At 71.1% G+C, this 12,114-nt stretch carries 10 protein-coding genes; 5 read left to right on the top strand and 5 right to left on the bottom strand.

Annotation, left to right across the window (positions count from 1 at the left end):
* Nucleotides 1-2: 2 nt before the first annotated feature.
* Nucleotides 3-1,379 carry an FAD-dependent monooxygenase gene (locus ACFPZ3_RS46030; protein ID WP_379520733.1) on the bottom strand — a complete coding sequence of 459 codons (1,377 nt, stop codon included), beginning with the start codon at nt 1,377-1,379 and terminating at the stop codon, nt 3-5.
* Here ACFPZ3_RS46030 and ACFPZ3_RS46025 point away from each other — a divergent pair.
* Complete coding sequence (locus tag ACFPZ3_RS46025) at nt 1,365-1,961, top strand: TetR/AcrR family transcriptional regulator C-terminal domain-containing protein (RefSeq protein ID WP_379520732.1); 597 nt, start codon at nt 1,365-1,367, stop codon at nt 1,959-1,961. The genes ACFPZ3_RS46030 and ACFPZ3_RS46025 overlap by 15 nt on opposite strands.
* Nucleotides 1,962-1,989: 28 nt before the next feature.
* Nucleotides 1,990-2,370, top strand: coding sequence for a VOC family protein (locus ACFPZ3_RS46020; protein ID WP_379520731.1), 381 nt, complete (start codon nt 1,990-1,992; stop codon nt 2,368-2,370).
* Here the strand turns inward: ACFPZ3_RS46020 and ACFPZ3_RS46015 are convergent.
* Nucleotides 2,364-3,797, bottom strand: coding sequence for an FAD-dependent monooxygenase (locus ACFPZ3_RS46015; protein ID WP_379520730.1), 1,434 nt, complete (start codon nt 3,795-3,797; stop codon nt 2,364-2,366). The genes ACFPZ3_RS46020 and ACFPZ3_RS46015 overlap by 7 nt on opposite strands.
* Nucleotides 3,798-3,809: 12 nt before the next feature.
* Complete coding sequence (locus ACFPZ3_RS46010) at nt 3,810-4,259, bottom strand: SAM-dependent methyltransferase (RefSeq protein ID WP_379520729.1); 450 nt, start codon at nt 4,257-4,259, stop codon at nt 3,810-3,812.
* Nucleotides 4,260-4,380: 121 nt separating this feature from the next.
* Between ACFPZ3_RS46010 and ACFPZ3_RS46005 the strand changes: the two genes are divergently transcribed.
* The 3 genes from ACFPZ3_RS46005 to ACFPZ3_RS45995 all read left to right on the top strand — a co-directional run bounded on the left by ACFPZ3_RS46005 (nt 4,381) and on the right by ACFPZ3_RS45995 (nt 9,460).
* Nucleotides 4,381-7,113 carry a helix-turn-helix transcriptional regulator gene (locus ACFPZ3_RS46005; protein WP_379520728.1) on the top strand — a complete coding sequence of 911 codons (2,733 nt, stop codon included), beginning with the start codon at nt 4,381-4,383 and terminating at the stop codon, nt 7,111-7,113.
* Between the two features lie 50 nt (nt 7,114-7,163).
* Nucleotides 7,164-7,799, top strand: coding sequence for a lipoyl(octanoyl) transferase LipB (gene lipB, locus ACFPZ3_RS46000; protein WP_379520727.1), 636 nt, complete (start codon nt 7,164-7,166; stop codon nt 7,797-7,799).
* Nucleotides 7,800-7,924: 125 nt separating this feature from the next.
* Entirely contained in the window at nt 7,925-9,460 is a 1,536-nt protein-coding gene (locus tag ACFPZ3_RS45995) for an alpha/beta fold hydrolase (protein WP_379520726.1), read from the top strand.
* A 52-nt stretch (nt 9,461-9,512) separates the two neighbouring features.
* Here the strand turns inward: ACFPZ3_RS45995 and ACFPZ3_RS45990 are convergent, their stop codons facing one another.
* Both ACFPZ3_RS45990 and ACFPZ3_RS45985 read right to left on the bottom strand, forming a co-directional pair.
* Nucleotides 9,513-11,042 carry an amino acid permease gene (locus ACFPZ3_RS45990; protein WP_379520725.1) on the bottom strand — a complete coding sequence of 510 codons (1,530 nt, stop codon included), beginning with the start codon at nt 11,040-11,042 and terminating at the stop codon, nt 9,513-9,515.
* Between the two features lie 96 nt (nt 11,043-11,138).
* Entirely contained in the window at nt 11,139-12,035 is an 897-nt protein-coding gene (locus tag ACFPZ3_RS45985; protein WP_379520724.1) for a zinc-binding dehydrogenase, read from the bottom strand.
* Nucleotides 12,036-12,114 lie beyond the last annotated feature (79 nt).

Genomic DNA, 12,114 nt, shown 5'->3' with positions numbered 1-12,114 from the left:
TCTCAGGAAGAGGTTGGTCTAGTGGATGGCGCACACCGGCCCATCGGCGTTCGGTGGCCGAACCAGGTGTCCAGGGTGGTGCCGAGCGATTCGCCGTCGCCCGACGCCCAGGCCACGACGGCGTCGGGGCGGAGCAGCAGCGGTTCGGTGTTCGTGACCGGGACGACCTCGACGCGGCCGGTCACGAACCGCGCGAGTTCCCGCGTTTCCGGTGTGAGCAGGAGCAGCCCGCGGCCGGACCGCGTGTGCTCGTGCAGTCGTGACAGGTTCCCGTCGTCGTCCACGAGTTCGAGGTCGGGGCAGTGCCGCCCGGCCGGGCCCTGCGCGGGGTAGGGAAGCTCGTAGCGCAGGTTCACGGCGGACAACAGCTCTGAGAAGTACTGGTTCGCCGCCGGGATGTCCATCAGTTCCTCGACGATGTCCCGCAGCGCGTCGACGTGCGGGCCGGGGGCCAGCAGCGCGGACTGCGCCCGCGTGTTGCGCAGTACCGCCTCGCCTGCGGGATGCCGTTCCCGGGTGTAGGTGTCGAGCAGCGCTTCGGGGGCGTCACCGCGTACGACGGCGGCCAGCTTCCAGCCGAGGTTCATCGCGTCCATCAGCCCGAGGTTCAGCCCCTGCCCGCCGCTGGGTGAGTGCACATGGGCGGCGTCGCCCGCCAGCAGCACCCGGCCGAGGCGGTAGGTGCCGGCCTGGCGGGCCTGGTCGCCGAACCGGCGGTCGTCGTGAATCTCCTCGATGACGACGTCGGAGCCGGTGACCCGGCGAATCGCGTCGGCCAGTTCGCGGGTGGTCACCGGGCCGTCCGGTTCGTCGCCCACCGCGAGTTCGGAGACGCCGGCCATGCTGCCGCCGTACAGGAACGTGCCGGTGTCGTAGCGCCCCGAGGCGGGAACGTCGCCGGCGAACCGCACCCGGCCCGCGATCGTCCGCGACAACGCCGCGGTGCCGGGGAAAGGGAACCCGGCGAGCTTGCGGACCGTGCTGCGACCGCCGTCGCAGCCGACCAGGTAGGGCGCGCGCAGCCGTCGTTCGCCCCGCGAGGTCGTCGTGACGCCGTCCGCGTCGGATTCGAGCGCGACGATCTCGTGGCCGCGCAGAATCGGCACCCCGAGCGCTTCGGCGTGCGCGGTGAGGACGCGCTCCAGCTCCGGCTGCCAGATCTGGGTGCCGTGCCGCTGCCGGTCCGGGAGGAGCTTGTGGATGTTCGCGAAGTGACCGAGTGCGCTGCCGTGGTCGCGGGTCAGCTCTCGCACGCCACCGGGATGTGCCTCCTGCAGCTGGGGGCCGAGCCCGCGGCGCCACAGCGCCTCCGTGGCCAGCGTGCCGATGCCGCGGGCCTTCGTCTCCTCGGTGGGTTTGCTCAGTTGTTCGACGACCACGGGCCGGGCGCCGCCCAGCCGAAGCTCCGCGGCGAGGAGCAAACCGACGGGGCCCGCTCCGGGCTCGGGGTCAAGGCACCCGCGCTGTACTGGCACTTCAGCAGCAAGCGCGCACTGCTCGACCACATGACCGACGCCATCGTGGCACCGGTCATCGACCGGCTTCCGCCCCCCGGCACGCCCTGGCTCACGTGGCTGGAAGAGTCCGCGCTCGCCCTGCACGCCGCCCTTCTCAGCCACCGTGACGGCCCGCGCATCGCGCTCGGCGCGAACCTGATGGTGGCCCGTGCGCTCGGTGAATTCGCCGAGCGCACGGTGGAGGTCCTGCATCGGGCGGGATTCCCGATCGCCGACGCCTCCCGGGCCGCCGGTGTCCTGCTCCACTTCGTCCTCGGCCGCGCCGTCGAGGACCAGACGCGGCCCGGCGGCTCCGACGAGGCCGCCGCGATCTCGACCATGCCCTTCCCGCTGATGGCCCGCGGCCTACGAGAACGTCACGCGTCCGGCGCCACCGCGGCCGACGACTTCCGGTACGCACTGGGCATCGTGCTCGCCGGCCTGAACGCGAAACGCCCCACCTGACCGTTACCGCGAGCCGTACGCTTGGGCGGTGATCCACATCGACCACCTCGATCACCTGGTCCTCACCGTTACCGACGTCGACGAGACCGTGGCCTTCTACAGCCGGGTGCTCGGCATGGAACCCGTGACGTTCGGGGACGGCCGACGTGCCCTGAACTTCGGTCCTCACAAGATCAACCTGCACGAGGCGGGCAAGGAGTTCGACCCGAAGGCGGCCCGTCCCACGCCCGGCTCCGCCGACCTCTGCCTGATCAGCGCCGTCCCCATCGACGAGGTCCTGCGCCATCTCGAAACCTGCGGCGTGCCGATAGAGGAGGGCCCGGTCCCACGTACGGGCGCCCAGGGCCCGATGACCTCGGTCTACTTCCGCGACCCCGACGGCAACCTCATCGAGGTCGCCACCTATTGAGCCGCCTGATGGTGAACGTCGCCCACCAGGGTGAGGAGGGCCTGCCGTAGCCCGGTGGCGTCGGCGCCCGCCCAGCCCACGTATCCGTCGGGACGGATGAGCATCAGCGGGCCCCCGGCCGTGGCGGGCGCCACCACCTTGACCAGCCGGTCAGGGACGTCGGCGGCGCCGACGAGGACGAAGCGGCGCTCGCGCAGCGCCTCGTACAGGCGGCCGCCGCCGGCGAGCGGAATGTCGCGGGCGCGGGTGCCGACGAGTTCATGTGCGCCGTCGGGCGCGGGGTAGGTGTAGCCGATGCCGCTGAGCTGCCCGGTGATCTTCGTACGGATCCTGGGGACGGACAGCGCCCGGCCGGCGGCGAAGCCGCGCAGCGCCCGCCCGACGGTCGATCCGATGACGGCGGCGCGGACGAGGGCGCCGCTGCTGCGCAGTACGGAGCGGCCGACCGGATGACGCTCGGCCTGGTAGGTGTCGAGCAGGGCGTCGGGTGCGCCGTGCAGCACCGAGGCGAGCTTCCAGGCCAGGTTGGCCGCGTCCTGCAACCCGGTGTTCATGCCCTGCCCGCCCGCGGGCGAGTGCACGTGGGCCGCGTCTCCGGCCAGGAAGACCCGGCCCACGCGGTAGCCGGGCGCCTGCCGCTCGTCGCTGTGGAAGCGCGACATCCAGCGGGCCTCGTACATGCCGAAGTCGGTGCCCAGGGCCCGCCGGGTGACGTCGCGGACCTCCTCCAGAGCGACAGGCTCGTCATCGGGTACGACGTGGTCGCGGTCCCAGGCGAAGACGCGATAGTAGCCGTCGCCGAAGGGCGCGATGAAGGCGAAGGCGTCGCCGACGCCGTTCGCGGTCAGCACCTCCTCCGGCGGTTCCGCGACCTTCACGTCGGCCAGCATGATGGACTTCAGGACCGACTTGCCGGGGAACGGCTGGCCGATGAGCCGCCGCACCGCGCTGTGGAGGCCGTCGGCGCCCACCACGTAGGCGGCGCGATAGGTGTCGTCCGCGGTGGCGACCGTGACGCCGGTGGCGACCGTGACGCCGGTGGCGTCCTGGCTCAGACCCACGACCTCGGCATTATGGATGATCTCGGCGCCCGCCCTCAGCGCCCGTTCCAGGAGCAGTTGCTCCACGTTGTACTGCGGTGTGACCAGCAGGTAGGGAAAGCGGCTGGGCAGCGTGCCCAGGTCGATCTCCACATGCTCGAACAGCCGCAGACTCCTGAGCGGGGTGCCCGTGCTCACGAGCCGGTCGGCCAGGCCACGCGCGTCCAGTTGCTCCAGGGTGCGGGCATGGACGGCGAACGCGCGCGACAGATTGGACATCCTGCCGTCCCGGCGCTCCAGCACCGTGACCGCGATCCCCGCCTCCGCCAGATCACCGGCGAGCAGCAGCCCGGCCGGTCCCGCCCCTACGACGATCACCTCGGACATGTCACGTCCTCCTTAGTAATAGGCACGCATGAGCTCGGTCGCCCAGGCCGGCTGGACCGTCTCGCCCTGGGGGCCGAATTCGGCCATGTAGGGCTTGACGTCCAGGACCGGGGTGCCGTCGATGGCGTCCAGACCACGTACGTGAAGATCGAGCCCATCCACGGCGAGCAGTCGGCAGCGGGAGACGCCCAGCCGGTTCGGGCGGTTCTTGCCCCGCTGGGCGAAGATGCCGACCTCCGGCCAGTCCGGGTTCCCCCTGGGCCGCCGGGCGGCGGTCTGCACCGAGGAGGGATCCACGAGATGGAACTGGAAGACCACCTCCAGATGCGAGAACGCGTCGAGCCCGGCGACGCTCTCGGGCCCGAAGCGGGTCCCGTCGAGGCGGATGAGCGCCTGCTCGGTGTTCCAGTCGTCGTCGAACGCCTCGGTGCGCCCGCCGACGACCGTTCCCACGGCCTCCATGGTGATCCTCCAATGTGTGGTGTGCTCACGACCGTACGGTCCGCGGGCCTTGAGCGGATCAGTCAAGGCGACCGGGGCCTCAAGGGGACCCCGCCTGTGGGTTAGGTAGGGTCGGCCCATCATGATCGGGCGGAATGCGGAGATTGCCCTCCTCGACGGAATGATCGCCACCTCGTGGGCCGGGCAGGGCAATGCCGTCGCGGTGTACGGCGAAGCCGGGATCGGCAAGTCGGCGCTGCTCGCGGAGGTCGCGGACCGGGCCCCGGGAGACGCGCTCGTGCTGCGTGCCACCGGCGTCGAGGCCGAGTCCGAGCTGCCCTTCGCCGCCCTGCACCTGCTGCTGCGCCCGGCACGCCGGCTGATCGACCGGCTTCCCGTCGGGCAGAGTACGGCGCTGCGCAGCGCGTTCGGCGAAGGGCATGGGGGTGCTCCGGACCGATTCCTCGTCGGGCTCGCGGTGCTGACCCTGCTCGCCGACCTCGCCGAGGAACGTCCGCTGCTGTGCCTGGTCGACGACGTGCACTGGCTGGACCGCGCGTCCGCGGACGCGCTCATGTTCGCCGCGCGTCGTCTGGCGGCCGAGCGGATCACCATGATCTTCGCCGGGCGGGACGCCGCGGAACCGGCCGTGCACGGCATCCCCGAGGTGCGGATGACGAGTCTGACCAGGGCCGATTGTGAGCTGCTGCTCGCCGAACGCGCGGCGGACCTCACCCCTGAGGCACGCGGCCGCGTGATCGAGGAGGCCGAGGGCAACCCGCTGGCCCTGCTGCACTTCGCCGAGATCCTGACCCCCGAGCAGCGGGGCGGTCACCTGGCGCCGCTCCCCCTGCAGTCGCCGGGGTCGTCCATGGCCGGGCGGCTGGAGCAGTCCCTGCGGGTCGCGATCCGTAAGCTCCCTGAACGCACCCGGCTGCTGCTCCTGGTCGCCGCCGCCGACGGCTCGGGCACCCTGCGGTTCGTCATGAAGGCGGCCCAGGCTCTCGGGGCCGGCCCCGAGGACCTGGAACCCGCCGAGCACGCCGCGCTGATCGAGGTCTCGGACGGCCGGGTACGTTTCCGCCACCCTCTCGTCAAGGCCGCGGCCTACCATGAGGCGCCGATCGCCCGGCGTACGGCCGCCCACCACGCGCTGGCCGGCGCCCTCGGCGGTGACGAGCACGCCGACCGCAGGGCCTGGCATCTGTCGGCGGCCGCGCTCGAACCCGACGAGGAGACCTCGGCCATCCTGGCGGCGGCCGGCGAGCGTGCCTCGGAGCGCGGCAGCAACGCCTCGGCCGCCACGGCGTACGAGCGGGCGGCGCAGCTCACGATCGACCGGGAGCGACGTGCCCGATGGCTGGCCTCGGCCGCGGAGGCGGCACTCGGCGCCGGGCAACTGGGCCGCGCCCGGGCCGCCGCGGACCGGGGCCGCCGTCTGACCGCTGAGCCGCTGCTGCTGGCCCGGCTGGCCCGCGTACGCGCGGCGGTGGAGGCCGAGCAGGGCGACCCGGCTCCGGCCGCGCACATGCTGATCTCCGCGGCTGCTGCCCTCGCACCGACCGCGGTCGCGGCCGATGAGGCCGCGTCCATGCTCGCCACGGCGGCCGGCGAGGCCTGGTTCGCCGGGGACCGCGGCGCGCTCGGGCAGGCCGCCGACCTCCTGGAGTCTCTCGGCTCCCGAGTAGAAGCCCGCCTGACCGGAGTGGTCGCGGCGGTACGCGGCATGGAACGGGTGGCCGCCGGCGACGTGGCCACGGGTCTGCCGCTCCTGCGCGCCGCGCTTCCCGCGCAGGCCGGCGGCGTGACCGATCAGACCACCGGAACCTACGCCGTGTTCGGCGCTCTCATGACCGGCGACGACGACGCGGCCTGTGAGCTGGCCGCCGTCCGGGTGGCCGCCTGCCGCCGCCACGGGCTCATCGGAGCGTTGCCGCACGCGCTGCAACTCCTCACCCAGGCGCAGATCCTGCGCGGCAGGCACGCCGAGGCGGCCGAATCGGGGGCCGAGGCCTGGCAGATCGCGCGTGACACGGGGCAGGAGGGACGGCTGCGTCACCTGCACGGGATCCTGGCCCGCCTGGCCGCCATCCGGGGTGAGGACGAGGAATGCCGCCGTCTGGCTCTCCAGGCGGAGGGCGCCGCCAGGGAACGCAACGGGTCGGGGTGGGGAGGGTGCGCGCTGACCCTGCTCGATCTCGTACGGGCCCGCTACGAGGCCGCGGCCGAGCGGCTGGCGAGCGTCCTCGACGGCCCGCTCGGCCACACCGTGATCGTCACGTTCGCCATCGCCGACTACGTCGAGGCCTGCGCCCGCCTGAACCAGCCCACCCGGGCGTACGCCGCGTTCTCCCGCTTCGACGCGTGGGCCGGAGCCAGCGGCCAGGCATGGGCCGCGGCGGTCGCCCACCGTTGCCGCGCGCTGCTCGCTCCACGAGACGAGGCCGAGGCGCACTACGAGGCGGCGCTCGCCCCGGATCTCCGCGGCGGCCGGCCCTTCGAGGAGGCCAGAACCCGGCTTCTCTACGGCGAATGGCTGCGGCGGGCCAGGCGCAGGGCCGACGCCGGCGCGCAGCTGCGCGCCGCGCTGGAGGGTTTCGGCGCGCTGGGCGCCGAGCCCTGGGCGGAGCGCGCCCGCGCGGAACTGGCGGCGGCGGGCATCCGCGCCACCGAGCCGAAGCCACCCGCCGGGAGCACGCTGACCTCCCAGGAGCTTCAGGTGGTACGGCTGGCCGCGACCGGTGCCACCAACCGGCAGATCGGCGCCCAGCTCTTCCTCAGCCCCAGGACCGTGGGATTCCACCTGTACAAGGCCTATCCCAAACTGGGCGTCTCCTCGCGTGCCGAACTGGCGGGCCTCGACCTGGGCCCGTAGCGGACGATGCCGCGTGTCCTGTCATTTGGGACCCGGCATATCCTCGAAGCATGAGGGCAAGGCCGCTGACGCTCATCCAGGATGAGCTCGTCGATTACGACAAAGCGATGGAGCGCATGACCGACCTCGTCGGGCAGCGCCAACGGGACGAGCGGCCGGACACGCTCTGGCTGCTGAGCCACCCGTCCGTCTACACCATCGGGCGCCGTACCCCGATCTCCCACCTGCCCGACCCCACCCGCGGCATCCCCGTCCTCGAGACGGGGCGGGGTGGTCAGCTCACCTACCACGGGCCAGGGCAGCTCGTCGGCTACCTGATCGTCAAGCTGGACGAGAGCGAGGGCATCGTCGACTACGTGCGCGAGGTGGAGCTGCGGCTGGTGGAGGGGCTGGGCAAGCTGGGCCTGCCGGCCGAGCGGCGGGACACGCCGCCGGGGTCGGAGCTGCTGACCGGGGTCTGGACCGTCGAGACCGGGCGGAAGATCATCTCCATCGGGATGCGGCAGAGCCGGGGCGTCACCAGTCATGGGTTCGCGCTCAACGTCGACGGCGATCTGACGCCGTGGGACTGGGCGGTCGCGTGCGGGATGCCCGACGTGGACATGACCTCGGTCAAGCGCGATCTGGGCTCCACGACCATGGGCGAGGTGCGCGAGGCGGTCGCGGAGGCGTTCGAGGCCTCCTGACAGGCCGCGCCCGTCAATTGTGAAGATTCTTCAATTATTGCTCCATGCTCGCTGACGGCGAGTAAAGATCAAGGTTGGCCGCATGCCCGGGCGTTCCGGGCGGACCGACCGATGATTGGAGCAATATGCGTGGAAGATTCTCCCTGCTCGCCGTCGCCTCCCTGGCGCTGGCGACGCTGTTACCTGTATCGACGGCCAGCGCGGACGCCGAGGACGCGACCGCCGGCATCACCTGGGCCGCGTGTGAGGAGGAGCCGACCGCCGAGTGCGGCACGTTGACCGTCCCCATCGACTGGGCCAAGCCCAGCGGGCCCACCGTCGACCTGGCCATCGCCCGGCGTAAGGCCACGGACCCCGCGGCGCGGATCGGGTCCCTGGTGATCAACCCGGGCGGGCCCGGCGGGTCCGGGGTGGAGGCCGTCTACGGCGCTCCGGACTCCTACACCGAGGAATTGCAGCGGCGGTTCGACATCGTCGGGTTCGACCCCCGGGGTGTGGGGCGCAGCCATCCGGTGATCTGCTCGGCGTCCGTCTACAACCAGCTTCCGCACACCGTCATGAAGAGCCAGGCCGACTTCGACGCCTGGAACTCCTTCACCAAGAAGCTGCACGCCGACTGCCGGGCTCGTACCGGTCCGCTCTACGACCACGTCGACTCCGTCTCCGTGGCGCACGACATGGACGCCCTGCGCGCCGCCCTCGGTGAGGAGAAGCTCACCTACTACGGGATCTCGTACGGCACCCTGATGGGCCAGATGTACGCCGAGCAGTTCCCCGGCCGGATCCGGGCACTCGCGCTCGACAGCAACATGGACCACAGCCTCGGCCTGCAGGGCTTCTTCGCCACCGAGGCGCTCGCCGTCGAGGATGGTTTCGACCAGTTCGTCGGGTGGTGCGAGCAGGAGACGAGCTGTGTCCTGCACGGCCAGGACATCCGCGCCATCTGGAAGAACCTGCTGGCCAAGGCGAGCAAGGGTGAGCTCGTCTACCCGAGCACCGGCACGAAGATGACCGAGCTGCAGGTCATCTACAACGCCGCGCTGGGCAACGAGGGGCCGGACTGGGTCACGCTGAGCCAGACGATCAACTGGCTGAACGGCGGGGCGGAGCCGGAGTGGGTGCCTCCGCTGCCGGGCCGTGGTCCCGTGGAGGGCGACGTCGCCGAACTGCCGACGACGATCCTGTGCCAGGACTACCACCTCAAGGTGCGGAACTACGCGGAGTACGCCCAGCTCATGCGCGTCTCCAACGCCCTGGCTCCGGACACGCGGTACCACCCGTACCCGACCGATGACCTGCCCATCTGCCTGAACTACCCGAACGTCAACCCGCCGCACGAGCTGCGGTACACCGGCGACGCCCCGCTGCTGCTGGGCAACTCGCTGCACGACCCCGCGACGCCGTGGATCTGGTCGGCCAACGCGGCCCGCCAGCTCGGGCCGAAGGCGGTGCTGCTCACATACGAGGGCTGGGGGCACCGCATCTACGGCAAGGACAAGTGCCAGACGGACATCATCGACGAGTACCTGATCTCGTTGAAGACACCCCCGCAGGGCACCCGCTGCGCCGTGGGCACGATCGCGGAGAACGCGCTCAAGAAGCAGTCCCAGCCGGCGTGGCCGACGGACGGCCTCAACTGGAGCGCCGCCCCGCTCCGCTGATCGGCTGACCGGCCGTGGGGAGTGCTCGGCGCGCTCCCCACTGCTCACGACCTCACGGCGCGGGAATCTCGTCGATGGTGCGGCGTGGCCCCGTGAACCAGTGGCGGGCCGACAACGCCCACCAGAGGGCGATGCCCACCAGCACGACCCCCACCGCGATGGGCGCGTAGTTGACCGAGGTCCAGGCGAAGTCCGCGTTGCCCGGCACGCCCGCCGGCGAGAACGGCATGATGAAGTAGAGCGAGACGATGACGATCTCGACGCAGGCGATCCAGCACAGAGCCTTGTACTTCTTGCCGAGCGTCCACGGCCCCGGTCTGAAGTCGTCGCCCATGCGCAGGCGGAGCCAGATCGGGATGAGGAAGGCCAGGTAGAGGCCGATGACCGCGATCGACACGACGGCGTAGAAGGCGACCGGCGTGGTCAGCCCGGGAGGGGCGTAGAGGGCGGGCAGAGTGATCAGGGCGGCGACGACGCAGCCGGCGATGATGGCGTTGACCGGCGTGCGGTTGCGGTCCACCTTCGACCACAGCCGCCAGCCGGGCACCGCCCCGTCGCGCGAGAACGCGTACGTCATCCGCGACATCGACGTCACGCAGCTCATCCCGCAGAAGAACTGGCCGATCGTGGAGATGGCGAAGATGGCCGTGGCGAGCGGGGAGGAGAGCGCGGTCTCGAAGATGGCTCCGACGAAACCGGCCTGTTTGTTGAGTTCGTCGACGTTCGTGGCGGCGAACAGGAACGCCAGCAGCAGGATCCAGCCGCCGATGGCCGAGTAGAAGATCGACTGCCACAGGCCGCGCGCCGCGCTCTTGGACGCGCCCTGGGTCTCCTCCGACACGTGGGCGCAGGCGTCGAAGCCGGTGATCGTGTACTGGGTGAGCAGGAAGCCGAGCGGCAGCACGTACAGCCAGAAGGGCACTCCGTCGGAACCCGAGCCGAAGCCGGAGTTGTTGTTGGTGCCGAAGAAGACGAAGTCGGCGGACTGGTGTTCGCTGGGCGCGAAGATGAGGATGGCGACGATGATCGCGGCGCCTGCCACGTGCCACCAGACGGAGACGTTCTGCAGCAGGGAGATCAGCCTGTGGCTGTAGATGTTGATCAGCGCGTGCAGCGCCAGGACGATCACGAACAGCAGGAACGCCTGCGACAGCGTGGCCTCCCAGGCGCCGCCCGTCAGCCGGTTGAGGGTGATGTTGAGGAAGGTAGCGCAGCCGTAGTCGACCGACGCGGTGACGGCGACGAGGCCGATCAGGTTGAGCCAGCCGGTGAACCAGCCGTGGATCGGCTTGCCCAGCTTGGCGGCCCACCAGTAGATGCCGCCCGCCGTCGGGTACGCCGACACCAGCTCCGACATGCAGAAACCGATGATCAGAATGAACACGGAGATCAGCGGCCAGCCCCAGGAGATGGCGATGGGGCCGCCGTTGTTCCAGGCTTGTCCGAAAGTCGTGAAGCAGCCGGCGAGGATGGAGATGATCGAGAAGGAGATGGCGAAGTTCGAGAATCCGCTCCAGGTACGTGCCAGCTCCTGCTTGTAGCCGAGCTCGGCGAGTCGCCTGGAATCCTCTTCAGTGGTCATTGAGGTCTCCCTGGGGGGCGGACGACGCTCCTTTTGGTCTACCTCTAGACCATTTCCGGCCAGGGGACAAGGCGTTACACCCGGGTTTCGATCTCGTCAGGTGGGCCGGTGGTCTATTTCGAGGGTGACCTTGCCGCTGGTGGCGGGGTCGAGTTGAGCCGCTCCGGCCTCCTCCAGGCGTTCCCATGAGCCGTGCCAGCCGACCTCGACGGACAGGTCTCCCGCGGCCATCAGCGTGAGGAGGTGGCTGAGGTCGGCGGCGGGGGAGGCGACGTCGCCGAAGGACTGGAGGGTACGCGCCGCGCCGAGCGAGAAGGTGGAGTTCCAGGGGAAGACGGCCGGTTCGCCGGAGGCCCAGCCGATGCTCTGAAGGTTCCCGCCCGGCTTCAGCAGGCCCCACGCCTGTACGAGAGCGGGGCCGCCGACCGACTCGATGACGACGTCCACGGGGTCGATCCCGTCGAGGCCCACCACCTGGTTCCAGGCCGTCGGCACGCGGCCGGGGGTGCGTACGGAGGCGATGACGTGCGCGCCCGCCAGCGTCGCCAGTTGCACGGCCAGCCGTCCCACCGCGCCCGACGCCCCCGTCACCAGCACGCGCGAACCCGGCCCCGCCCCGGCCGCCCGCAGCGAGCGCAGCGCCGTGAGGCCGGCCATCGGGAGGGCGGCGGCCTGCGTCAGGGGCACCTGCTCGGGTACGACGGCGAGCGCGTCGGTGTCGAACGCCGCCCGCTCCGCCCACGCCCCCGCCCCGAACGCCGCCACCCGCGCGCCCTTCTCCGGGCCCGTGCCGTCCGCGGCGGGACGCAGCACCACTCCGGCGGCGTCGTAGCCGAGCGCCGTGCCGATCGGGAGCCGGTCCATGTGGCGGAGCTCGCTGTGGTTGACGGCCACGTGGTGGACCTCGATCAGGGCCTGGCCGGGGCCGGGCACGGGCTCGGGGACCTCCGCGTGACGACCTCTTCCGCCGGCGCCGGCTACCAGTGCGCGCATTTGCACCTCCACGTCATGCGGACTGCCGGTCCGCTTCGGTGGTGGCGATAGTATGAGGACTGACAGTCCGTTTGCAACC

It is taken from the genome of Nonomuraea insulae, assembly GCF_042656245.1.
The sequence above is the reverse complement of the archived record's forward strand: the minus strand, read 5'-3'. Positions and strand labels throughout refer to the sequence as shown.